Origin of the sequence: Robbsia sp. KACC 23696 (genome assembly GCF_039852015.1) — a bacterium.
GTDB lineage: Bacteria > Pseudomonadota > Gammaproteobacteria > Burkholderiales > Burkholderiaceae > Robbsia.
Map to the genome: position 1 here is coordinate 324006 of NZ_CP156626.1, position 25124 is coordinate 349129.

At 58.3% G+C, this 25124-nt stretch carries 19 protein-coding genes; 10 read left to right on the top strand and 9 right to left on the bottom strand.

Annotated features, from left to right (window positions below):
- Position 1: 1 nt before the first annotated feature.
- The 5 genes from ABEG21_RS01265 to ABEG21_RS01285 all read right to left on the bottom strand — a co-directional run bounded on the left by ABEG21_RS01265 (position 2) and on the right by ABEG21_RS01285 (position 6559).
- Positions 2 to 853 carry a carbohydrate ABC transporter permease gene (locus ABEG21_RS01265; protein WP_347555496.1) on the bottom strand — a complete coding sequence of 284 codons (852 nt, stop codon included), beginning with the start codon at positions 851 to 853 and terminating at the stop codon, positions 2 to 4.
- Between the two features lie 30 nt (positions 854 to 883).
- On the bottom strand, positions 884 to 1786 hold the full coding sequence (locus ABEG21_RS01270; protein ID WP_347556561.1) for a sugar ABC transporter permease: 903 nt from the start codon (positions 1784 to 1786) through the stop codon (positions 884 to 886).
- Between the two features lie 39 nt (positions 1787 to 1825).
- The gene (locus tag ABEG21_RS01275) at positions 1826 to 3043 is read right to left on the bottom strand and encodes an ABC transporter substrate-binding protein (RefSeq protein WP_347556562.1); all 1218 of its coding nucleotides are present in this window, start codon (positions 3041 to 3043) and stop codon (positions 1826 to 1828) included.
- Between the two features lie 301 nt (positions 3044 to 3344).
- Complete coding sequence (locus ABEG21_RS01280; protein WP_347555497.1) at positions 3345 to 5324, bottom strand: beta-galactosidase; 1980 nt, start codon at positions 5322 to 5324, stop codon at positions 3345 to 3347.
- Between the two features lie 8 nt (positions 5325 to 5332).
- Positions 5333 to 6559, bottom strand: coding sequence for an ATP-binding cassette domain-containing protein (locus tag ABEG21_RS01285; RefSeq protein ID WP_347555498.1), 1227 nt, complete (start codon positions 6557 to 6559; stop codon positions 5333 to 5335).
- Between the two features lie 216 nt (positions 6560 to 6775).
- Between ABEG21_RS01285 and ABEG21_RS01290 the strand changes: the two genes are divergently transcribed.
- From ABEG21_RS01290 to ABEG21_RS01320, 7 genes are all read left to right on the top strand, one after another.
- On the top strand, positions 6776 to 7798 hold the full coding sequence (locus tag ABEG21_RS01290; RefSeq protein ID WP_347555499.1) for a LacI family DNA-binding transcriptional regulator: 1023 nt from the start codon (positions 6776 to 6778) through the stop codon (positions 7796 to 7798).
- 209 nt (positions 7799 to 8007) lie between these two features.
- Positions 8008 to 8493, top strand: coding sequence for a DUF2778 domain-containing protein (locus ABEG21_RS01295; RefSeq protein WP_347555500.1), 486 nt, complete (start codon positions 8008 to 8010; stop codon positions 8491 to 8493).
- A gap of 531 nt (positions 8494 to 9024) precedes the next feature.
- Positions 9025 to 9918 carry a CocE/NonD family hydrolase gene (locus ABEG21_RS01300; RefSeq protein WP_347555501.1) on the top strand — a complete coding sequence of 298 codons (894 nt, stop codon included), beginning with the start codon at positions 9025 to 9027 and terminating at the stop codon, positions 9916 to 9918.
- 440 nt (positions 9919 to 10358) lie between these two features.
- Entirely contained in the window at positions 10359 to 11033 is a 675-nt protein-coding gene (locus ABEG21_RS01305) for a 2Fe-2S iron-sulfur cluster-binding protein (RefSeq protein ID WP_347556563.1), read from the top strand.
- Between the two features lie 9 nt (positions 11034 to 11042).
- Complete coding sequence (locus tag ABEG21_RS01310; RefSeq protein WP_347555502.1) at positions 11043 to 12047, top strand: xanthine dehydrogenase family protein subunit M; 1005 nt, start codon at positions 11043 to 11045, stop codon at positions 12045 to 12047.
- Positions 12044 to 14260: a xanthine dehydrogenase family protein molybdopterin-binding subunit gene (locus ABEG21_RS01315; protein ID WP_347555503.1), complete on the top strand. Its 2217-nt coding sequence runs from the start codon at positions 12044 to 12046 to the stop codon at positions 14258 to 14260. The genes ABEG21_RS01310 and ABEG21_RS01315 overlap by 4 nt, the downstream gene beginning before the upstream one ends.
- A 587-nt stretch (positions 14261 to 14847) precedes the next feature.
- Positions 14848 to 16677, top strand: coding sequence for an AAA family ATPase (locus ABEG21_RS01320; protein ID WP_347555504.1), 1830 nt, complete (start codon positions 14848 to 14850; stop codon positions 16675 to 16677).
- 614 nt (positions 16678 to 17291) lie between these two features.
- Here the strand turns inward: ABEG21_RS01320 and ABEG21_RS01325 are convergent.
- The 3 genes from ABEG21_RS01325 to ABEG21_RS01335 form a co-directional block, all read right to left on the bottom strand.
- Positions 17292 to 18551, bottom strand: coding sequence for a HipA domain-containing protein (locus ABEG21_RS01325; RefSeq protein ID WP_347555505.1), 1260 nt, complete (start codon positions 18549 to 18551; stop codon positions 17292 to 17294).
- 101 nt (positions 18552 to 18652) lie between these two features.
- Positions 18653 to 18970 carry a helix-turn-helix transcriptional regulator gene (locus tag ABEG21_RS01330; protein WP_347555506.1) on the bottom strand — a complete coding sequence of 106 codons (318 nt, stop codon included), beginning with the start codon at positions 18968 to 18970 and terminating at the stop codon, positions 18653 to 18655.
- Between the two features lie 361 nt (positions 18971 to 19331).
- Positions 19332 to 19802, bottom strand: coding sequence for a YbaK/prolyl-tRNA synthetase associated domain-containing protein (locus ABEG21_RS01335; protein WP_347556564.1), 471 nt, complete (start codon positions 19800 to 19802; stop codon positions 19332 to 19334).
- A gap of 270 nt (positions 19803 to 20072) precedes the next feature.
- Between ABEG21_RS01335 and betI the strand changes: the two genes are divergently transcribed.
- The 3 genes from betI (at position 20073) to betA (ending at position 24119) form a co-directional block, all read left to right on the top strand.
- Positions 20073 to 20663, top strand: coding sequence for a transcriptional regulator BetI (gene betI, locus ABEG21_RS01340; protein ID WP_347555507.1), 591 nt, complete (start codon positions 20073 to 20075; stop codon positions 20661 to 20663).
- Positions 20664 to 20945: 282 nt separating this feature from the next.
- The gene (betB, locus tag ABEG21_RS01345; protein ID WP_347555508.1) at positions 20946 to 22415 is read left to right on the top strand and encodes a betaine-aldehyde dehydrogenase; all 1470 of its coding nucleotides are present in this window, start codon (positions 20946 to 20948) and stop codon (positions 22413 to 22415) included.
- Between the two features lie 18 nt (positions 22416 to 22433).
- Complete coding sequence (betA, locus tag ABEG21_RS01350; protein ID WP_347555509.1) at positions 22434 to 24119, top strand: choline dehydrogenase; 1686 nt, start codon at positions 22434 to 22436, stop codon at positions 24117 to 24119.
- A 15-nt stretch (positions 24120 to 24134) separates the two neighbouring features.
- Here betA and ABEG21_RS01355 read toward each other — a convergent pair whose 3' ends face one another.
- The gene (locus ABEG21_RS01355; protein WP_347555510.1) at positions 24135 to 25022 is read right to left on the bottom strand and encodes a LysR family transcriptional regulator; all 888 of its coding nucleotides are present in this window, start codon (positions 25020 to 25022) and stop codon (positions 24135 to 24137) included.
- Between the last annotated feature and the right edge of the window lie 102 nt (positions 25023 to 25124).

Here is a 25124-nt window from a genome sequence, read left to right on the forward strand (position 1 = left end):
CTTATCCTTTGGTCGCGCCGAACGTTAGGCCGGCGACGAAATGCCGTTGCATCGCAAAAAACATCAGGACCGATGGCAGCGCGGCCAGAATGGAGCCGGCGGAAACGAGATTCCATGCCGTCACCCATTGCCCTTTCAAGGCAGCGACGCCGACCGTCAGCGGCGCGGCGTCGTCGCCTTGGGTCAGGCACAGCGCCCAGAAATAGTCGTTCCAGACAAACGTGAATACGAGGATAAACAGCGCCGCCAGTGCTGGCCGTATCAATGGCAGGATGATTTTATAAAATACGATCCACTCGTTCGCGCCCTCGATACGCGCTGCTTCGGTCAATTCGAACGGTAACTGTTTGATGAAGTTTCGCAAAAACAGCGCGCAGAACCCAGCCTGAAACGAGACATGAAAGAGGATCAGCGCCCCGACGGTATTGAACAAGCCCAGTTGCATCGATAGGTCGCGGACCGGAATCATCAGAATCTGAATCGGAACGAAGTTGCCTGCGACGAAAGTCGCAAACAAGGCGGTGTTGCCGCGAAACGGATAGGTTGCCAAAGCGAACCCCGCCATCGCCGCCAGCGTGATAGCGCCGACGACGGACGGTACCGTGATCAACACGCTGTTCCAGAAATAATGCAACATGGGCGATGTGGTCAGGGCCTCGCGATAATTATCGATCATCGCGAAGTGCCGCGGCCAACCCCAGTAGTTGCCCTCAGCGAGTTCGTCCGACAATCGCACCGAGGTCACCAAGACGGCGATGAGCGGTAGCAACCAGATAATCAGCGTTATCGGCAACGACAGCTTGTAGATCAAACGATAGCGTGGGCGCCATTTGGCAATCGGTATCGGATACATCGTGTTCTCCATCCAAGAAGGGATCGACTGTCAGCGTTCCTGGCGCAGCAAGCGGCGCAGATGGAACACGATATAAACCATCATGATCGCAAACAGCGTTACGGCGATGGCGGCGGAATAACCCAAGCGATAGTATTTGATCGCCTGGTCATACATGTAATAGGCGAGCACCGTCGAGCTTTGGTAGGGACCGCCACCGCTCATCACGGCGATGAGATCGAAGCTGCGCAGTGCGCCGATGATCGTGACCACGACTGCCATGAATGTCGTGGGCCGTAGTTGCGGCAGTATCACGTGCCACAGCATCGACCATCCCTGTGCGCCCTCCATGCGCGCGGCTTCGATCTGTTCGGCATTCAACGACGTCAAACCGGTCAGATACAAGATCATGCAGTAGGCGGTTTGAGGCCATAGCGCGGCGAAGATGATGCCGAACGTTACATAGCGGGCGTCCCCTAATATCGGGATGCCCTGTCCGAGAAACACTTTCAGCAAGCCGAACGTCGGGTCGTAGAACCATGAAAACATCAAGCCGACCACGACCCCGGACAAGACGAATGGTGCGAAGAACAGCGATTTGACCAAGCGGATGCCGGTGACCGCTTGATTCAGGTAGAGCGCAACTGCCAGCCCCATCGGTGGGGCGAGCAGAAACAGGACCAGCCAGAGCAGGTTGTTTTTAAGCGCGGTGTAGAACGTGTCCGTATGAAAGAGTTCGGTGTAGTTGGCCACGCCGACGAATACCTTCGGCGACATGCCGTCCCAGTTGTAGAAACTCAGCGCGATCGACGACAGGATCGGCCATACAACATAGATGGCGACCATGATGCATGCCGGCGCCAGGAACAAAAATGCGGCGCGCCGTTGTTGCCGCGTTACCGCGCTCGTGGTGCGGGCGCGCTTCACGGGGCGGTTGGTCGCGGCCTTGGACATCTTCATGGCCTCCACTTTCATTCGGATGCTCCTTGCGCGCTATTTATGATAAATACGCTTACGTGCCGCTTCCAGGCGCGTGAGGATCGAGTCGATCTGAGAAGGGTTCGACATGAATTGCTGCATGCCTTCCATTCCGATATCGGCCATCTCCTTCGTCATATCCCGATCGTAAAATTGCGCGATGCCGCCCTTCGTATCGGACAGAATCTGAAAGCCGATTTTAGAGATGGGCTCGACCGGCGGCGGAGATTGATTATTCGCCGACAGCGATCCCAGCCCGTCCGCGAGTTCGGCACCAATCTTGGGTGTTTCCACGAAAGCGAGGAAGGTGTGGGCGTCGGCCTTGTTCTTCGCTTTTGACGGAATGTGGAGAGATTCAACCGGCCCATCTTCCGCCGTCGGCACGTTCGGATCGATGATGGGGAATTGGAAGTAGCCCATCTCGGATTTCACGCTGGCCGGAAAGCCGGCCGCGATAAAGGTGCCCATCAACATCATTGCCGCCTTGCCTTGATACAGGAAAGGCTGAACGGAATCGAGGTCGTAAGAAAGCGAGTTGTCGATAAAGAGCTTCGCGTCGATCAATTGCTTCCACGCCGCATACACCTTTTTTACGCGGGCATCGGTGTAAGGGATGTTCCCCGACATCAACTGTTGATGGAAGGCATTGCCGTTGATGCGGAGATCGAGGTAGTCGAACCAGCCGGCAAGCGTCCAGGCATCCCGGCCCGCGACGGCGATGGGGGTGATGCCGGCTGCCTGTAATTTCTTGCAGGCGTCGAGAAACGCATCCCAGGTCTTCGGCTCGCTCGTGATGCCGGCTTTCGCGAACAGGTCCTTACGATAGAACATGCCCCATGAGTAGTACACGGTGGGCGCCGCGTATTGCTTCCCCTTGTACGACGATGCGTCCTTGGTGGACGCGTACATCGTGTTCCAATTGTTCTTCGCCCAATCCGCGCTCAGATCATCGAACAGATTACGTTGCGCGTAATAGGCCATTCTCTCGCCGTTGTGCCAAGTGACGACATCGGGCGGCGTGGTCGACAGCCATCCTGGAAGCTGCACTTTGTACGCTTCCTCATCGACGAACGAGACTTTCAAGTCAATGCCAGGATGGGCCGTTTTAAACTCGTCGAACACGTGTTGCCAGACGGCGCGTTGACTGGCGCCTTTGAATGCGACATTGATTGTCAGGGTCGACGCTTGGGCGGCGGGCGCTATCCCGAAATTCAAGATGCTGGCGCCTATCATCAGGGTCGCTGCGCCAACCACCTTGCGTGCGGAAAAGCGGTTGCCGATCAGCGAAAAGAGATTGCCGAGGCGAAGCGCTGCAGGGCGTGGCGTGATGCGCGCGGTTGCGACAGACACAGGGGCTGCGACGGCGCGATCCGCACCGCCTGAAGCGTCATGGCGATACATGAGGGGTAAGTTCATCTTGCTTGTCTCCAGATATCCTGTTTTTTATCGAATATTTCTACTGAATACGGATGCCTTTACTGCTATCTGCCTGCACCCCGCCTATATCGCCGACATGTCGAACGCGCAGGCGGGGCTAGGCTGCTGTTCGACGAAAGACGGCAAGCTGTTGCGGTGCCACGCAGCGCTCGCCAATAACGATGTCAATGCCAGCCTTGTCGGCGAGCGGAATGTCATACGGCGTAGCGCCATAGTTGACGACGTACGTCAGCGGGCCCCAATGGCTGATACGCACCCCTTCGGGCAAGGGCGTCGTATCGAGGCCAGCCGCGGCAGCCGCTTGTTGAAACACTGACTGCGTCAGCGGCGCATCGAAGAGGCTTGCCAGATAGCGTATGTTGCCGTGCCGGAGCACTGCGGGAAGGCCGTCGGAAAAGCGTGCGTCGACATCGACGTCCGCGCCTGCCTCGACGAAGTCTCGCCAGTGTCGGGCCGTTCCCCCGTCCACTGTCTCGGTTACGTTGGGTCGGATCGATTCGACACGCCATACGCGAATGGGTAAGAGGGCGCGCAGATTCCCCGGTGGCAGTTCCGCAGGGATCGTCAAGCTCTGGGTTTTAGACCCGGTACGCGGACCGATGACGATCTGAGTCGACGTGGCGGCCAGTCGTTTCAGTTGCACGGCAAGGTCGTCCGGTACGATGGGCAACGGCGGTATGACGATCATCGGATAGCCGTCGAGCTTGGCATCCACCGGTACGATATCGACATCCAGTCCGAGACTGCGCAATGCGCTGTAGTACTCGAATGCGAAGCGCGGGTAATGAAAGTCCTGCCCTTGCGGATGTATCTCAAAAACCCATTTGGACGTGTAGTCCCAGACCATGGCGACGCGCTTGGCGCGCGAATGTTTCGTGCTACCGGCGTTCTCCAAGTGGCGCTGCACGGCACGGATTTCCTCGGCAACCTGTCGGGCCTCATTGCCCCCGATGTCGAGACGATTGTCCGGCGTATTCAAGCCCGCATGCATTTGCTCTTGCGCGAACGGAGCCTGCCGCCAACGGAAATAAGAGACACATCCTGCACCGTGGGCGAAGGCTTCCCAACTCCATAGGCGAACCATGCCCGGTAGTGGAGCGGGATTCCAATTTGCCCAGTTGACCGGACCGGGTTGCTGTTCCATGACCCAGAATGGCAGTTTGCTCATGCCGCGATAGACATCGTGGTTGAATGCGGCCAGATCGGGATGACCGGTTCGCAGCCATCTTGCTTTTATCTCGGGATCGAACCATTGCTCCTCTAAAGCACCCAGCGGATAGCTGTCCCACGTTGCGATATCGAGATCGTCGGCAACGCGGTAGTGATCGAACTCGGTGAAGAGTTGCATGAAATTGTGTGCGATCGGTCGATCCGGCGACGTTTGGCGGATGATGTCGACCTGCATGCGATTGAAGCGCACGACTTCATCGGATGCGAAGCGGCGGTAGTCGAGTCGATGCGAGGGATGGGCTTCGGTAACGGTCCCTATGGGAGGATCGATTTCGTCGAAGTCGCGATATTCCATGCTCCAGAACACCGTGCCCCAGGCGCGGTTCAAGGTCTGGATGTCGCCGTAGCGCAGCTTCAACCAGCGACGAAAACCCTCGCTCGCAGCCGGTGAGTAATTCACCACGGTGTGGTGGCAGCCGTATTCGTTATCGGTTTGCCAAAACGCCACCGCTGGGTGGTTGCCATAGCGCTTTGCTACGGCCAGACAGATTTTGGCGGCGGCCTTGTGATACGCGGGGGAAGAGAAATCATAGTGGCGACGCGAGCCAAACGCGCGGGGTCGACCGTCGGCGCCGATCGCCAGAATGTCCGGATGCTGGTCGATCAGCCATTTCGGCGGCGTCGCCGTGGGCGTACACATGACGACGTCCAAGCCAGCCTCACCGAGCACGTCCACCGCCCGGTCGAGCCATCCCCAGTCATACTCCCCTGGCGCCGGCTCGATTCGACTCCACGCGAATTCCGCGATACGCACGCGATCGATGCCCAGCGCTTTCATGCGTGCCGCATCGTCACGCCACATCGACTCGGGCCAATGTTCCGGGTAATAGCAAACGCCGATATGCATGGAGGCTCCTACGCGAATTGATGAGCGGGGGTGAGGGCCACGGCAAGACCGTCGTCCCCAAATAAATGGCACGCGTCCGGCGTTACCGTGAATGTGCAGCGATTGCCCCGACCCTTCGACCAGTTGGCGGGACCTTTGGCGATGAGCGCAGTACTGTCGGCATTCTCCAGATGGAGATAGCAGTGTTCGCCGAGCTGTTCGACCAGCGTCATGACCCGATCGATTCGGTTCGTGTCGCGGGGACGATCAACCGCCGGTTGCGCATCGTCGAGAACTGGATGCAGATGTTCCGGGCGAATGCCTAGCGTCACGTGCTGTCCGATGTGCAACGGCGTGGCCGCGTTGGCGGCGGCATGGCGCGGCCCGGAGGCGCTATCGGCCTGCGGATGTCTTTCCGATGTGAATTCGACGCGGAGGCGCTCAGGGGCGCCGTCCAGCGCGACCACGACATAGTCGGTGCCAAGCTCGCTGACGTGAGCGGACAGAAAATTCATCCGTGGTGAACCGATAAATCCGGCGACGAAGCGGCTACGCGGGCGGTGATACAGATCGAGCGGTGAGCCAACCTGCGCGATGCTGCCGAACGCCGCCGTATCCGCGCCTGCGTGTAGCAGTACGATCTTGTCGGCAAGCGTCATGGCTTCTACCTGATCGTGCGTGACGTACACGACACTGGCGTTGGTGAATTGCTTATGGAGTCGCGCAATTTCAATACGAGTCTGCCCGCGCAACGTCGCGTCGAGGTTCGACAGCGGTTCATCGAATAAGAAGACGCCGGGATTGCGTACGATGGCCCGACCGATTGCCACCCGTTGTCGCTGTCCGCCAGAAAGCGCTTTCGGCAAGCGGTCGAGCAAGGGTTCGAGTTGCAAGATGCGCGCTGCTTCCGTGACCTTGCTATGGATCACCGCCTTCGGTGTCTTCGCCAGGGTCAGGCCAAATGCCATGTTTTGATACACGGTCATGTGGGGGAACAGGGCATAGCTCTGAAACACCATCGCTACACCGCGTTGCGCCGCGGGAATGTCGTTGACGACTTTCCCATCGATCCGCACCGTGCCGTCGCTGACATCTTCCAGTCCGGCGATCATCCGGAGGAGCGTGGACTTGCCGCAACCGGATGGTCCCAGGAAGACGCAGAACTCGTGTTCGGCGATTTCCAGATCGACATCGCGAATCACGGGCGCGTTCTCGCCGTAGGATTTTTGAACAGATTGCAACGCGATACTCGCCATGCTGCCGTCTCCGTGTTTAAATCCGGAGAACTGACGAGGTTAAGCGCTTAACCTAACGACTCTAGATGTTTACGTCTTTACCCTTAAGGGTAATCCGGTACACCTTGGATCGTCGTCTCCGAATGCTTTTATGTCCTGCTTTTGGATGAATTTAGCTCGTTCCCTGCGAATTTGCAAACAGGAAGTTGTGGATCTTCGTTGAATTGAGAGATGACTATGGCAACGCTTGCAGAAGTGGCGCGGCTCGCCGGAGTAACCGCCGCAACCGTCTCGAATGTCCTTCGAGGCAGGGGCAAGGTGGGGGAGGAGACACGCGCCCGTGTGCTCGATACGATTCAGCGCGTGGGCTATCGCCCTCACTTGATGGCGCGCGCGTTGGCGGAAGGTCGTCCGCCGACGATCGCGTTGATGGTGACTAGCATTGCCAATCCGTTTTATCCCGAATTTGCTTTGGCTGCCGAGCGCGCGGCGCGGCGACAGGGGCAGTTTCTGCTCATTTGTAATACGGACGAAGATCCGGAGATCGGGCGTGCGTATTTCAACCAGATTTCCGGGACGCTCGCGCAAGGCATGCTGGTCATGAATAGCCGGCTGGACGTGGCGTCGTTACGAGGAGAGAAGCATGCGGCACCGGTCGTGCTATGCATGTGGGAGCGGCCGGATCAACCGCCGGAGCTTCCCTGCGTCGCCGTCGATTTTTTTGCCGCTGCGGTGCTTGCGACAGACCATTTGCTAACACTCGGGCATCGGCGCATAAGCGCGATCGTGGGCAGCGAAGTCACCGGTATTCACGCGGCGCGCTTCGAGGGATTTCAAGCCGCAATGCGCACTGCGGGCGTTCCGTTGTCGGATAGCGATGTGATGTTTACCGTCGATTCGATACAAGGTGGGTACGTCGCGGCGCAGGCATTGTTGCGTGCGGAACCGCGTCCGACGGCGATTTTTGCGACCAATGATTTGCCGGCGCTGGGCGCTATTTCGGCCGCGACGGACATGGGCCTGTCCGTGCCGCGCGATATCTCGATAATCGGCATCACCGACATTCAACTTGCGCGAGAGTCGCGCCCGGCGTTGACGAGTGTCGCGATCCCGACGGTCGCGGCAGCGGATCTTGCTGTCGCGTTACTGAGCGAACTGGTGCTGTTCGGCGACGCGATACCGAACAAGATGCGTGTCGCGCCACCACCAGTATTGATGCCGCGCGATACGACAGGGCCTTGTGCGACACGTTCAGTCTGACGATTGCATTGCGTGTATGCAGCGATGCCGAACGATTCGCGATGATTCCCAGGGCGCGTTGCGCTCGACTCGGATTTTGCTTATTTGGTCGATGATTTGCCCGAGCGACTGAAAATTGAAGGCAATGTCCGATCCAGTCACGGCATGTGTATATTCAGCAAATCTGCACTATGATACTTCTCTGTATCGTTATGGTTTGGGGGCTGCGTATGTCCGGTCTGCAGTGTACGTTTGCGCTGAACGGGAAGGCAACATCGATCTTTAATTGCCCTGGCTTTGGGGCAGTGGCTGCTTTCTCGGGGCAGAAAAGCGGAAGGGATAACCCTGCCGCGACCGCTATCGCCAGCATCGGCCCACTACCAAGAGGGCGGTACTACCTTGTTGATCGCCAATCCGGCGGTGTACTTGGATTCCTCTATGACCTCTGGTCCAAGTACGGCGTCGGTACGACGGATCACACGAAGTGGTTTATGTTGTGGAATCCAGCGTCTGGGGATTCCACATTCGTCAACGGCGTATGGCGCGGCAGTTTCCGGCTGCATCCGATGGGCCGCATGAAGCTAAGCGAAGGGTGCATTACCGTCGTCGATCCAGCGACATTCAACAGGTTGGCAGATTTTCTGCGGGCACAGAAACCTGGTATTCCTGTTCCTGGCTCCCCGTTGAAGGCGTACGCCACGGTAGTCGTGCAATGAGAGCGGGCCGTGTTTCGCTTTGGTTATTGAACGTCATCGTGACAATCGTGGGTGGCTGGTGCCTCAGCTGGACGATCAATCTGTGGACGATTAATTTGCCCTACCCGATCGATATAGCGATACGTTGGGGCTTGCACATCGTTGGCCATGACGAATTGGCCAACACGGACGATCTGGAAACAATCGTCGTACTGCTCTATCTCTGCCTTTGCTGGATCGCAGTCGGCCTTGCTGTCTGGGTTACGAATCGTCTCCGAGCAAAGCGTATAACGAGAAACGCTAACGGGGGGCGTGCCATCGGAGGCAGACGCTAAACGGGTTAATATTCGGCGGCCGACACAGCGCTCTCCGTGTTCGCGCTCCGCATAGCTTTCGGGGATGTCTTTCTCCAGTGTTTCGTCGGACGGATTCCTCAACGTTTGATAAGAAGTTTGGCATCTTAAAAGTCTTTAATTTCCAAATTATAATTCCCGCGACGCGTGACGACGCGCTTACCGTTCACGGAGTACAAAAAGAATAAAACGGGGAATCATGCTGCATCGTTTACTGATCGTTTTTCTTTCGGCATTCCTCACCCTCTCCGCTGCCCACGCGGCCGATGACGTTGTCCGCTTCGAGCATTTCAACGTGCCGATGAAGCACGGGATCTTCACCGTCCATCTCTCGACCTATCTCTATTTGCCGCCAGGTAACGGCCCGTTCCCGCTGGTTGTCATCAACCACGGCAAGTCGCCGGGATCGATGCAGCCCGATGCCACATTCAAATGGCAGGCACGCGTCTTTCTCGCGCGCGGTTACGCTGTGTTGGTGCCGAATCGTGAGGGGCTGGGTAAATCGACCGGAGGCTACCGAAGTACCTGTGACGTGACATACCTCGCGCGGACGTGGGCGGACAGCATCCAGGCTGCGATCGATTATGTGCGTCAACGCCCGGAAATCGATAGCAAAAAGATCGTTGTCTTCGGTCAGTCACAAGGCGGCATCACGTCCGTTGCATTAGGCGAGCGTAACTTGCCTGGCGTCCTCGGGATCGTCAACTTTGCCGGCGGCAGCCGCAACGAGAGTTGCGGTGGTTGGGAGCGCGGGCTGGTCGATACCTACAAAGCGTATGGCGCGGACTCGACGGTTCCAACCATCTTCTTCTATGGCGACAACGACGGCTATTGGGGCGATGGCACACTCTCCAAGCAGTTCTTCGCCGCCTACCACGCGGGAAACCCGAATTCGGCCTACGTGGATGAAGGGATGTTTGCCAAGGGCAACTCGCATTACTTCTTCAGCCCAGATGGCTATTACGCCTGGAAAAAACCGCTCTGGCAATTCTTCGACCAGATCGGCCTTCCCTCCGCAGTGATTTTCGACGATGCGAAAGCGGTCAAGGCCGCGATCGAAGCAAAGGTGTTTGTCAGTCCGATCGAGCAGTGAGCGCGCGGTCTTGCGAACGTGCCAATCAATGCATCTCGTAAAGGCTTTTGTAAGGGAGTCGCGTTCGCTTGCGTTCGTCGCTCCGCGAGTTGCGACGCCGGCTAAGGGCTAACCCGAAAGCACAATCATCCCTTCGCCTCATGCGCCGCGAACGTGACGATCACAGTTGGCGCTTCGCCGCGAGATTACGATTCGCCGTCTCGCAATCCGCTTAAAACGCATGCTATGGTGAACAGCGATCCAGGACGCGATCTCAAAATTACATAAGCCCTACTACCACGCCCGCGTCGGCAGATCGACGCATTCGAGGAGCGCGCAGCATGTCATGCGACAAGACTTCCGAGGCGCCGTTGCCGAACGCCGATTCGGCACCAAGCGATGCGCCGAGTACGCCGTTCAAGCCCGATGGATCCAGGCGTCGCTTTCTACAAACATCGGTGATGGCAGTCGTGGGCGCGTCGTCCACGTTGCCGCTGGCGCAACACGCCGACGCCCGTTCGGCGACCGATAAGGCGCCGGATGGCACCACCGCGGCGAGCGGTCCGAGCGGAGCAACAGGGAACGCCCCACTCGCCCCGCCGATCCCGGCAACGTACCTCGCGCCGCACGCCATTACGCTGAACCTGAACGGACGGCCTTACGCACTGCATGTCGAAGCGCGCGTGACCTTGCTCGATGCGCTACGCGAATATGCCGGCTTGACCGGAACGAAGAAGGGTTGCGATCGCGGTCAATGCGGCGCGTGCACGGTGATCGCCGACGGGCGCCGGGTCAATTCCTGCTTGAGTCTCGCAGTCATGCACGATGGTGAAAACATCACGACGGTAGAAGGACTGGCACACGAGCATATCCCCAGCCCGATCCAGCAGGCCTTTATCGAAAACGATGCGTTTCAGTGCGGCTTCTGCACGCCAGGCCAGCTATGTTCCGCAAGTGCGTTGCTGAGCGAACTACGCGCGGGGGACGCAAGCGCCGTGACGCCCGATGTCCGTCAGCCCACAAACGCCGTGTCCGATGCCGAAATCCGCGAACGCATGAGCGGCAATCTCTGCCGTTGCGGCGCCTATCCCAATATTGTTGCCGCGATCCGTACCATCGCCATCCGGCAAAGCTAGGAGCGTCAGATGCAAGCCATCGGATATGAACGCGCGCGCGACTTGCCTGCCGCGCTAGAGGGCGGGCGTCGTGCCGGCACGACCTTCATTGCCGGCGGGACGAACCTGCTGGACTTGATGAAGGGTGGCGTGGCAACACCGAAAATCCTGCTCGATATCAATCACGTCCCGGGCCTCGGCACCGTCGTCGAATTGCCGGATGGCGGTTTGCGCATCGGCACTCTGGTGCGCAACAGCGATGCGGCGAATCATCCGCTCATCCGCCAACGCTATCCCTTGTTGAGCGAGGCCATTCTCGCCGGCGCATCGGCCCAGTTGCGCAATATGGCAACGATGGGCGGTAATCTGATGCAGCGCACGCGCTGCTACTACTTCTACGACGTCGGCTTCACGCAATGCAATAAGCGCACGCCCGGTAGCGGATGCGCGGCGCTGGAAGGGCACAATCGGATCCATGCCATCCTGGGGGCGAGCGAGCAGTGCATTGCCACGCACCCGTCGGACATGGCCGTCGCGCTGGCGGCGCTCGAGGCGCGGGTGCAAGTGCAAGGACCGGCGGGCGAACGCACCATCCCGTTCGCGCAATTTCATCGTCTACCCGGCAATACGCCGGAGCATGACAACACTCTCGCTTCCGGCGAACTGATTACCGCCATCGATCTGCCCGCCCCCCGTTTTGCCGATCACGCCACGTATTTGAAGATTCGCGATCGCACCAGTTATGCCTTCGCCTTGGTATCGGTCGCGGTCGGGCTGAGGACCGAACGCAGCGGCGATGGCAGTATTTTGATACGCGAAGCGCGTATCGCGCTGGGCGGCGTGGCCGCAAAACCGTGGCGTGCCACGGCGACCGAAGAGGCACTGATCGGCAAACCGTTGAACGATGACGTGTTGACGCAAGCGGCCGCACTTGCGGTACGCGATGCGCGCGCCTATCCCGGAAACCGTTTCAAGATAGCCCTCGCGCAACGCGCCATCGTCCGCGCGGTAAAAACGGCGGGAGGTGTCGCATGATCGCCATGGGCCAGCCGATCGATCGTGTCGACGGTTATGCAAAAGTCACCGGGCAAGCAAAATACTCCGGCGATGTTGTCGAACCCAAAATGGCGTACGCGGTACTGGTCACCAGTACCATCGCCCGCGGCACGATCGCGTCGATCGATACGCGCGGCATCGAGGCGATGCCCGGGGTGCTGTTTGTCATGACGCATCTGACGGCGATGCGTTTGCCGAACGGTGGCGTGCCCGACGCGCAGCCGCCCGCCGTCCGTCGGCTGACCTTGCTGCAGGACGACCGCGTACGCTATGCCAACGAGCCGGTTGCCGTGGTCGTCGCCGAAACTCTGGAGCGCGCGACCGATGCCGCGCATACGTTGCAGCGGGCCATTGTCTACCGTGCCGATAAGCCGGATACGTCGTTCGACGAAGCGATGGCGCATGCCTACCCGCCGCCGGTGATGCTGGGCCGTCCGGTGAACTCGCAGCGCGGCGATGTGACTGCCGGACTTGCGCAGGGAAGTGCGCATCTCGACGCCGTCTATACCACGCCGTACGAGCATCACAATCCGATGGAGCCGCACGCGACGATGGCGCGTTGGGATGGCCCGGACTTGACGCTGTACGACAGCACGCAAGGGATCTCCGCGACGCAAAACGCGGTAGCAATCACATTGGGGATTCCCGTCAAGAACGTGCGCGTGGTTTGTCCCTTCGTGGGCGGTGGTTTCGGTTGCAAGGGGTCTGCGTGGTCGCACACCGTGCTTGCCGCGATGGCCGCGCGTCAGGTCGGACGTCCGGTACGACTCGTATTGGAGCGGCCGCAGATGTTCGGCCCCATCGGTAATCGTCCTCCGACGCGTCAACATATGCAGGTTGCCGCGCAGCCGGATGGCACGCTGACGGGTATGCGGCACGACACGGTATCGGTGACCTCGACGTTCGAGGACTGGACCGAGACATCGGCTATTGCATCGCGGATGCTGTATCAGGTGCCGAACCAGGCGACGACACACAAGCTGGTAAAACTCGACGTCGGCACCCCGACGTTTACGCGTGCGCCGGGCGAGGCCACCGGCACCTTTGCGCTGGAATCGGCGATGGACGAAGTGGCGTATCGCCTGTCGATGGATCCTTTGGCGCTGCGCCGACACAATGACGCGCCGATGGAACCGCAACTGCATCTGCCCTGGTCGTCGAAGCACCTGGACGAGTGTTATCGGGTAGGGGCGGAACGGTTCGGTTGGTCACGCCGTGTCGCAGCGCCTCGGTCGATGCGCGACGGCAATGTGTTGATCGGGCAGGGCATGGCAACGGCCACCTATCCTGCGAATCGAAGTGGCGCATCGGCGTTGGTGCGGATTCTGCCGGACGGCACGGCGGTGGCTGCGTCGGGCACGCAGGAGCTCGGCACGGGCACGTACACGGTGATGGCCCAGGTCGCCGCCGACGCCTTGGGCTTTCCGGTGAGCAAGGTGCAATTCCAATTGGGCGATTCGCACCTGCCGCACGCGCCCTCGTCGGGCGGCTCGCAATCGGCTGCCAGCGTTTCGCCCGCCGTCCGTGCCGCGGGATTGGCCGCACGGGATGCCTTGATTGCACGAGCGGTGGGCGATAGCGGCTCGCCTTTGCATGGGGTGACGCCGAGCGATGTCACTGTCGAGAACGGTTGGCTGGTCAGCACGTCCGATGCTAACAAGCGCGAGCCGGCTGCTGCGGTGGTCGCGCGCAACGAAGGCAAGCCGATCGAGGCGACCGCCAACGTTGCGCCCGGGGGCGAGAAGAAAGAGTACGCGTTTCACTCCTTCGGCGCGGTGTTCGCGGAGGTGCGCGTGGATCCGGACTTCGGCACTGTGCGCGTCGCGCGGGTGGTGGGCGTGTATGACGTCGGTACGATATTGAACGAGAAAACCGCGCACAGTCAGTTGATGGGCGGCATCGTCTGGGGCATCGGCGCGGCATTGACCGAGGCAAGCGAACTCGACGAGCGCTTTGGCCGCTATACGAATGCGAACCTCGCGGAATATCACGTGCCGGTGAATGCCGATGTCCAGGAGATCGACCTCACGATGCTCAGCCACGGCGACCCGCAAATCAATCCGCTGGGCGTACGCGGTATCGGCGAGATTGGTATCACGGGGGTGTCTGCAGCGATCGCGAACGCCGTGTATCACGCGACCGGTGTGCGCGTGCGGGATCTGCCGATAACGTTGGATAAGGTGATGGGGTGAGGGTGGGGGCGTGTGAGTCGGCGTGCGCTTTGCTGCCTGCTACTGGTTGGCGTGTTGTCTGAACGGATGCTGAGTGCGGGCTTTTTTTGATAGTTGCGCGCTCGCTGACGTGCGCCTGGTTCGGGCGATGTTGCGGTGTCGAGAGGGGGCTGTTAACGCCGGGGTTTCGGTCAAATCGGCCGATCGGCGTCCTGGCAGCGAATGACCGAAACGAGTCACAAAGCTGACATAGCCGGGCGGAGAGATTGGGGGTTCGATCTAGTGTCGGCTATCGGCCAGAACCGGTCGGTCGTGACTGTGCGCTTCCGAATAGGCTAACCGCTACCCGGCTATGCGTCGGCACGGATCCGTGGAAACCCGATGTTGTGATGCACGCCTCTCGAGTTGGCACGCCTGGGTTGACGGAAGCTATCACGAGGCGTTGGCGCATTCCTTCGCCAGTGGCAAAAAACTGTAAAGCCAGTCGAACGAGAAAAAGTTCCGAGCCGCTGATGGCCGCCGATGTTCAATTCTTTTGTTCATTCGATTAAAGTACTAAGCGCAAGCCGTTGAAGATGTCGCCCCTTTAGAAAATACGAGCAAACTTCATGTATCTGAAAAATTTATTGATATTTAACAGCGGACCCACGCAGAAGCTCGATCTAGAACCGCAGTTCAATGCAGATGGAACACCAAAGCCACTTGTCATCGTAGGCCGTAACGGAGCTGGCAAGACGAATTTGCTTTCCACGATTGCAGATGCAATCCTTGAGCTTCAAGTTCAAGCTGGCTTTCAGGACATACTTCCAAACAATAAATCTGGACAACGGTATTTTTTCCGCATGCTCGGGGGCGCGACGACCACTTCAAATCAGCAATTTGAGGTGTCAGCGGCCAGATTCTCCCAGGCAGAAAATAGCTACTTTTATAGAGCAAAATCTGGAGCGGTACCCGAAGAGGCAGCTCTGGAGAGGCTACGAGTAATCACCCCATTTCCCCTCTGGGACGCAGTACAAAACAAAGAGGTGATCGGGGACGCTACGCAACTGAAAAACATATTCAGCAACGAATCATTTACGTTCTTCCCAGTCAATCGCAATGAGGATGCTTGGTGGCAAAGCCTACGTTCCGACCAGCCTGAAGAAGTGAAATTCGCCCAGCGAATTAGCGCCGAATTGTCCAGACCTCTTGTTCTAGCAAGTTCATTCGGACGCCTGAAACCTTGGCTCGCGGATGTAGTGCTTGATCAAGCAATAGATGCGCCGCACGCACTGCAGCTTCTCGCGAGATCGCATGCCGAATTGTTCGAATATCTGGCTCCGCGAGTGCAGCAAGGGACGCTTGCCGCCATTAACAATATTCTGAGCGTAATACTAGACCAGCCTGTATATTTAACGCGCGGCGGGCGAGGTGCGGCGTCCTCCAAACTATTCCTCAGAGACGCGGGCGGCGCTATTTTTTTGAAAAGTCTCGACTCACTATCTACCGGTCAAGCTGCGCTAGCGACGATCTTTCTGAATATCCTCAGGTACGCGGATATGGGCAGGCCAGGTATTCTACTAAGCGATATTACAGGAATCTCGATCATTGACGAGATTGATGCGCATCTGCATTCGGATCTTCAACGAAACGTCTTGCCGCGATTGATGAGACTATTCCCGCAAGTCCAGTTCGTTGCCACTTCCCATGCTCCGCTGTTTGCAATCGGAATGGATCGCGAATTCGGATCTCAAGGATTTAGCTTGATTGATCTGCCTTCTGGCTTGACAATCAGCTGCGAGCGATTTAGCGAATTCCAGAAGTCGTTTGAATATTTTGCCGAAACCAAAGCATTCGAAACGCAGATGCAGGAAGCAGTCGGTGCTGACAAGCAGTCCACGATAATCTGCGAAGGTGAGACCGACCCTCTTTACCTAAAGCGCGCAGCAGAGATTCTCGGCTTTTCTGAATTTGCTGAGAATGTCGTCTTCGACTGGATCGGAACAAAGGAAGGTGGTGCGGCAAAAAATGGCGGTTATGGATCGTTAGATAACGCGGTGAAACTCTTCAAAAGTAACCCGAATCTAGTATCTGTGCCTTTGGCGCTGATCTATGACTGCGATAAACCGGGGAAGGACCACAGCCAAAAAAACCTCCTTGTAATAAGCTTACCCCGCAACGCAGATAATACGATTCGAAGCGGTGGCATTGAAAATTTGCTCCCGCCTGACGTATTCGAGGATCAGTTTTACGTGACCTCCAAGTCCAAAAACACATCCGACGATGAAATTACGATAAAAAAATTAAACAAGGTTGTGCTTTGCGACTATATATGTCATCGTGGAAAATTTAACGATTTCATAAAGTTCGAGCCGATTATTGAAAAACTCGCCCTGTTCGTTGGTCTTCCAAGATCCGCAGATTGGATTCGTCCAGATTTAGTCCAACCTGCCCCATGACGTATCCGAGTTTGCATCGCTATGGCAGTGATAGGCTGCGTCTATTTCTATGCGAAGTTGGCTTTTACTTGCATAGGCGCGAAGTCCGGTTTAGCGCAGCCAATTCTTGAAATCGACTTTCCGGAACGGGTCGATATCCGACCGTCATGCCAACGTTGCTTACTCACATTCGATAACGTCCGCTCTGCCGCGCGCTGCGGTCATCGGCGGAGTCGGCGCCGAATGCCGGCCTCGGCCGAATCTGAGTTTCTCGCGGCCAAGCGCAGGAGGCCGCATCAAAAACCCAGGGAACAAAAAAAGTCACCACCGAGATTCAGGGGTCCATGTCCTAGCCGCCGCGTCGGTCTGCGTTGACGCAGAAGCAGAGGCTTTGCAACGCCGCTGCCAGTGCGATTCCTGCATGCTCAAATTTTCTCGATGCCGATAAATCGATTCGTACTGCGAAGTAAAAATAAAGTAGATAAAAATCAGCTCGCTGAGATGAGATAAATTGTCTCACGTTACTATTGCACGTCCTCGACACACTGTTATCTGCATCTCCGCAACCCGGATTCACTTGAGCTGATCATGAATAAGCTACCGTGGTGAACGCTTTCGGTATGTGCGGTGTTAATTCAGGCTTGGATGACGCTTTCCATCTGCCGGATCTCGAGGCTGGACAAGCCGAGTCGCTCGGCGTCGCTGCGCCAATCAACGATGGCCTTTATCGTTTCCGCTTTGATGCTTGCCGCTTCCAATTTTGTCAGCCGATATAACTCGGCCGTTGCCATTACCGCTTGGATATTTGGCGAAGCATCATATCCATCGATCGTTATCGCGTGCTCACCCTTGCTGCGGTTTGGGTTGATATCGAATGCTGGGGATAATCGCCAGCCTGACGGTTCGCGTATAAAACCGTGATTGCGTAAGTGATCGTCGCGATTGCCAACTAAGACATTGAACACGATGCGACGAAAGAGCTGTTTGAGATCTGTATCGATGTACCCTTGAGCGCCATTGCCAGAGATGAATTCGGCGAGCTCGATATAGCTGGCGCCTGTGTCGCCGTCGCGGCGCTCCAGTAAAGTCATCGCCGATGCATACATTCTCCGGCCGGCACCGGCTCGATCAAATCGGGAAGCACAGAAGGTTGTGTAGTCATTCGATAACTTATGGCACCGTGCTTGGGGAAGTTCGATCATGGCTTTTCTCCCCAATACGTGCATCAAGTATTCCCACGCACCGACGTCGTATCGGTCGTCCTTAGCCGGAAACTTCGCAATCCAAAGACTGCCGTCCTCGTCACGAAAGTTTGCTTTGGGTCGAGCGCCGCCCAAGGAACTCCCAGGCGCGATTAACATCGCGAGCCACTTTTCGTACTCGGGCATATTTTCGTTGCCTCCGTCGACGAGGCGACTGACATGCGCTAACTCTTTTAGCCTGGTTACTGGGGGCACTGAGTTTTCACTGTCGTCAAGAAATGGACCTTCCGGCAGGCGAAAGCGTAGGCCGCCCATGCGGGTCTCGTCGTACACACCGAGTAGAAAGTCGAAATCTTGCAGCGCGCGTATTTTCCTTGGTGGAATCGCATTTTTTGCAGACAGTGCTTCGCGCCGCTCCATCAATACGCGCCCCCAACGGTCCGGCGCGGAATCCATAAAGATGCCAAACGCCGAGGCGCCGGATGGCGGATGTTGCTCGCCGCGCCAAAGATCCAGCCGAGGATCCAGCATGAACTTGTTTTTGCTTTCGAGCCAGCTCGGATCGTATTCAAAAGCCGGCGCCAATTGCGTCATCGCCTCATGCGGGAATAGCGTCCCGACGCGTTGACATGCGCCCAGCTCGGGTGCGTCTAAATGCACTTCGTAGCGCAAGCGCTGCTTTTTTCTGGACATCGTGGCTCCTATGCGTCAACTGCCGGGAGAAGCAGCTTAGCGTAGAGGAAGGCAGCCGTAATCTCGCCGTTAGAAAATGCGCGGATTCCTATCAAGCAAAATTATTTTGCCTGCGGACCTCTTGGGCGCGGTCGCTTCAGCTTCAAGTCTTGCAACTTTCGACCGAGCTCGTCGTCACGGGCGAGTAAATCGATGTCACCGTCCAGACCCAGGACGCGAAGTGCGCGCATATAGGTGCCCACAGCGATCGTTGGCTCACCGGCTTCCACACGTAGCATTGTGGGGCGCGAAACGCCCACCCGCTCCGCGAATTGTTCGCCCGTGAGCTCACGGCGCATTCGCGCCAGGCGAATACGTTCACCCAGCGCTTTGAGCTGCATCGCGACGGACGGAAAGGTGGGTTGCGATTTCTTGACCATGGTGAATCATATAGTAGACAAGAAGTTGATTTCTGTAAATTTAATGATACAAAATTGAAGATATTCGCGCCAATAAACACATACAATTTACATATAGATCACTTTTGTAATTTATATGATGCATCCAGCCTTCGTTTGTCGACTGGCGTTCCAGGGCGAGTCGACGCACGTTGCTCAACCGATCCAACGAGCGCGAAATCACTCCGAGCCGCGCTCGACGCAATGGTCAGGCATGTACAGGCCGAATACGCAACAGCGGCCCTCTCTCGTTCTATTCCGGACGGTCCCGGAAATACCTACGAATGACCGCTCAGGCCAACGGAGTAATCCTTCCCATCTCAAAACCGCCCCATGCCGCAACTCAAACGCATAACGACGTAAGAAGGGGCCGTGCGATCCGCAGGTAGTCGCTTGAATTCAGGACGATCGATTTGTCGAGGCGCCCGGCGTTGAACGCGATTTCTTGAAATTGCTCTACCAGCTCGGCGTCTACGACCAAGCGGATATGCGGTGAAAACGTGAAGGGCGGAATCGCGCCGATTGCGCAGCCTGTTTCACGTTGGGCTTCATCGGGTGACGCGAGCGTCGCCTTTCTGATATCGACGGCGGCGGCGACTTTCTTAAAATCCAACTTTTTGTCGCCGGGCAAGATAGCCAGTATCAACGTGCCGTCGTCGTGCTTGCTTTTACATAGCATTGCTTTCGCGCCCTGCCCGGGGGCTGTTCCGCGAATCGCCGCGACGAGGTCGGAGCGTCCTTCCGCAGGATGGTCGATGATGCGGAATTGGGCATGCTCATGTTCGAGCAGGGCAACAAGCTTTGCAAATATCATGGGGCGGTCTCGCGAAGATAGGCTCGTGCAGCGTCGATAGCAACGGTGGGGCGCATGGCCTTCCATACATCGTATTTGCCATCAATACGCATCATACGGTGCATCTCCGAAGGTAGTGCGACAGTGGAATGTGCCAACGCATATCGCCAACGCGCGTCACGCTTATGCATGGGCTGCGAATGCGATGTCGTCGGAACAGCCTTAATACGCGAAATGTTTTATTGATAAACTGTTCAACATCGCGACGAAACATCGCTCCACATCGCCCTCATGCCCAACCTCGACATCCGTGAAGTCCGCCGTAAGCAGTTGATCGAAGCGACGCTGCGATCGATCGACGAAGTCGGTCTAAGCAGCACGACACTGGCGTCCGTCGCGCAGCGGGCGAGTCTCTCGGTCGGCATTGTCAGCCACTACTTTGGCGACAAGAGCGGTCTGCTGGAGACTACGATGCGCTACGTGTTGCGCGACCTGTCCGAAGCGATGGCTCGCTGCCGTGCCGAGGCGCCCGACGAACCGCAACAGCGCTTGCGGGCGATCGTGTCGGCGAACTTCGATGATTCGCAGATCAACGGCCCGGTCATGAAGACCTGGCTGTCGTTCTGGTCGCAAAGCATGCACGATCCGTCCCTGCGCCGACTGCAACGGGTCAATACGCGTCGATTGCTGTCGAACCTGACGGCGGAATTCGCTCGCGTGATGCCGCGTCTCGACGCGCGACGGGCTGCGACCGGGCTCGCCGCGCTGATCGACGGCCTATGGCTGCGCGGGGCCCTGTCCGGCGGGCCGATCAATACGAAGCTGGCGCTACGCATCACGCAGGAGTACGTCGACGCCTTGCTAGGTCGACACGGTACGTAATTGCCGCGCGCTACCCGCTGCCGCGCGCTTCTACTCTGCTTCTGTTCCCCCCCGTTTTCATGCCCCGCCGACGGTTTCTCGACGTCGGATCTGCGTACACGTCCCTGCAACCGACACCCGTCTGCCGCCTCGGACGAAGCCGTAGGCGCCCCCTGACACGTCGCATAAACGACGTTCGACTCGTTCGCGCTTTCCGGCTCGGGGCGTAAAATGGTAATCTATGTTGATTGAACGTTCAATCAACAATCCTTCAGGCCTGACAAGCCGCTCGACGAGTCCGTCATGTCCACGCCCACTTTTCAGTCGTATATCGACGGCCGCTATGCAGCGGCCGCCGCCGATCATTATTTCGAGACGATCAACCCGGCCGACGGCAGTGTGATCGGGCGCGTGGCGTGTGCGTCGCGTGCGGATGTCGAGGCGGCCGTGACCAGCGCCGTGCGGGGTCAACGGCAATGGGCCGCACTCACGGGGGTGCAACGTGGACGCGTCCTGCGCCGGGCCGTGGATCTGCTGCGCGATCGGAACGAGGCATTGGCGGCACTGGAAACGCGCGACACCGGCAAAGCTATCTCGGAAACACGGGCGGTCGATATCGTCACCGGCGCCGACGTGCTCGAATACTATGCCGGCCTTTGCGACGTGCAGGAGGGCATCCAGCAACCGCTGCGCGATACGGCGTTCTTTTATACGCGGCGTGAACCGCTCGGCGTCGTGGTCGGCATTGGTGCCTGGAACTACCCGATTCAGATCGCGTTGTGGAAGTCGGCGCCGGCCTTGGCCGCGGGCAATGCGATGATCTTCAAGCCGTCCGAGGTCACGCCCTTGTCCGCGCTGAAATTGGCGGAGATCTATACCGAGGCCGGTCTACCCGATGGCGTGTTCAACGTGTTGCAGGGCCCTGGCGCCGACGTCGGCGCCTGGCTGACCGCGCATCCGGTCGTCCAGAAAGTCTCCTTCACCGGCGGTGTGGAAACCGGCAAGACGGTGATGTCCACGGCAGCCCGATCCTCGCTCAAGGACGTCACGATGGAGCTGGGAGGCAAGTCGCCGTTGCTGATTCTGCCGGATGCCGATATTGCGCTAGCGGCCGATATCGCCGTCATGGCGAATTTCTTCAGTTCGGGACAGGTCTGCACGAACGCCACCCGCGTCTTCGTTCCTAGATCGATGCAGACGGCGTTCGAAGAAGCGGTCGTAACGCGCGTCGCGCGCATTCGTATTGGCGATCCCATGGCGCCGGAAACCAATTTCGGCCCGCTGACGAGCTTCGCGCATCGCGAGAAAGTGCTGTCCTATATCGAAATGGGAAAACGCGAGGGCGCCCGTCTATTGATCGGTGGAGATCGGGACCGGAGTGTCGCGCGGGCCAAGGGGGCCTATGTAATGCCGACCGTTTTCACCGACTGTCGCGACGACATGACCCATGTCCGCGAGGAAATCTTCGGTCCGGTCATGAGCATCCTGCCGTATGACACCGTCGAGGAGGCGATCACGCGGGCCAACGACACGCCCTTCGGTCTGGCCGCCGGCGTGGTCACGCCGAATGTGGCCGCCGCGCACGACGTCGCGCATCGCCTGGCGGCCGGCATTTGCTGGATCAATACCTGGGGCGAGTCGCCTGCGCAAATGCCGGTGGGCGGCGTCAAGCAATCTGGCATCGGACGAGAGAACGGGCTCGCGTCGTTGCACCACTACACGCGATTGAAATCGATCCAGGTGGAGCTGGGTGCCTTCCACAGCGTGTTCTGATCGGATCTCGAAAACACCATGTCTCAAAAGCGAGAATACGACTACATCGTCATCGGTGCCGGTTCGGCCGGCAACACCTTGGCGGCGCGGCTGACCGAGGATGCCGATGTGACCGTGCTGCTGCTCGAAGCCGGTGGCCCGGACTATCGGATGGACTTTAGAACGCAGATGCCGGCGGCATTGGCTTATCCCTTGCAAGGAAGGCGCTATAACTGGGGATATAAAACGGATCCCGAACCGTTCATGAACCATCGCGTCATGGACTGCGGGCGCGGCAAGGGGCTGGGTGGGTCGTCCCTGATCAACGGGATGTGCTACATCCGCGGCAATGCGATGGACTACGATCATTGGGCCGAGACGAAAGGACTCGAGCAATGGGATTACGCGCATTGCCTGCCGTACTTCCGTAAAGCGGAGCGCCGCGATATCGGCCCGAATGCCTATCACGGCGGCGATGGTCCCTTATCGGTGACGACGCCGAAGACCGATCGCAGCCCGCTGTTCGACGCGATGGTCGAAGCCGGCGTGCAGGCGGGCTATCCCAAAACCGATGATTTGAACGGCTTTCAACAGGAAGGCTTCGGCCCGATGGATCGCTCGGTCACGCCGACGGGGCGTCGTAGCAGCACGGCGCGCGGCTATCTGGATCCGGCACGCAACCGCCCCAATCTCGATATCGTTACCCATGCGCTGACCGATGTCATCGTGTTCGACGGGACACGGGCCGAAGGCGTGAAATGGTATGTCGGTAATGCACGGCAAGCGCACATGGCGTATGCGCGTCGCGAAGTGTTGTTGTGCAGCGGGGCCATCGCCTCGCCGCAGATTCTGCAGCGCTCCGGTGTCGGGCCGGCCGCCTTGCTGCGGTCGTTCGATATTCCCGTCGTCCGTGACATGCCGGGCGTGGGCGCGAACTTGCAGGACCATTTAGAGATGTATCTGCAGTACGCGTGCAAGCAAGCGGTATCGCTCGCACCCGCATTGAAATGGTGGAATCAGCCGAAGATCGGCGCGACCTGGCTCTTTGCGGGAAAAGGAATAGGTGCAAGCAACCACTTCGAAGCGGGCGGCTTTATCCGTAGCCACGACGACTTCGCCTGGCCGAATTTGCAGTATCACTTTCTGCCCGTCGCGATTCACTACAACGGATCGAACCCGATCAAGACGCACAGTTTCCAGATGCACGTAGGATCGATGCGTTCGCCTAGCCGTGGACGCGTTCATCTCACATCGCGCGACCCGCGTGAGCATCCAAGCATCTTGTTCAACTACATGTCACACGAGCAGGACTGGCGCGAGTTTCGCGCGGCTATCCGCATCACGCGCGATATCTTCCGACAACCGGCGCTCGCGCCTTACAGCGGGGCCGAGATTTCCCCGGGCAAGCATCGGGTCAGTGATGCCGATCTCGATAACTTTGTGCGCGAGCACGCCGAGACGGCCTATCACCCTTCCTGTACGAACAAGATGGGCGACGCGAGTGATCCTCTGGCGGTGGTCGATGGGCACGGGCGTGTGCATGGCGTGGAGGGGTTGCGGGTTGTCGATGCCTCGATCATGCCGCAAGTGGTGACCGGTAATTTGAATGCACCGACGATCATGATCGCGGAGAAGATCGCCGATCTCATCCGTGGGCGCGTGCCGTTGGCGCCGAGCGATGCGCCTTATTTCAAGGCGAGCGGGGCGCCTGCCCGGACGGTCTGACGCGGCGTACTAAAATCACTGTCCCGTATTCAGGTCCATCGCGATTCTGTCGATCAGTGCTCTGACGCGGCGAGGCTGTACGCGTGCCGGCGGATACACGATATGTAGAGCGGTGCGTTCCACCGCGAACGCCTTCAAGACCTCGATCAATCTGCCCATCGCCAAGTCGTCCTGCACGTCCCAGACGGACTTCTTGCACAAGCCGAATCCCTGCAGCGCCCATCGTTTGATCAGTTGGCCGTTATTGGCCGCACGCTGCCCGTCAACCGTGACGTCGTAAGGCTGCCCATCGACGTGGAACGACCAGATGTGGTCGAGCCCGAATGCGAAGCGCATCCGAATGCATTCGTGATCGCGCAGTGCATCGGGATGTTCTGGGATGCCGTGTCGCCGGAGGTAATCCGGGGACGCGCAAATCAACCGGCGATTTTCACCGATGACCTTCGCTTTTAAGTTGCTATCGGGATGCGTGCCGTATCGCACCGCGAAATCGACGCCTTGCCCGACCAAATCGACAAAGCTGTCCGTCAAATTCAAGTCGATGGTGACATCAGGATGCTCGCCCAGGAAGCGGTCGAGGATCGGGACGATACGGGTCTGCCCGAGATCGACCGGGGCGGTCAATCGGATCGGGCCGGAGATCTTTTCGGTACCGAACCTGACCCGGCTCTCCAGTTCTTCCGCTTCCGCAAGCAGGCGGCGCGCGCCTTCGGCAACGATCCGCCCCTCATCGGTCACGCTGATCGAGCGCGTCGTCCGCGTCAACAAGCTGGCGCCGTAATGTTTCTCCAACGCCACCAACCTTTCCGATACCGACGCGGGCGACAGCCCCAGTTCGCGCCCGGCAGCGGAGAGGCCACCCCTTTCGAGGATGGTGAGAAAGACGCGAAGGTTGTCGTACACTTTTCGAATTACCCGAAATAAGTTTCAGGAATTAGAGCAATTATCAGGGTATTCCGCAAGGCATAAAATCGATCCCATCCTTTTTCTCAAAAAACTAGCGAG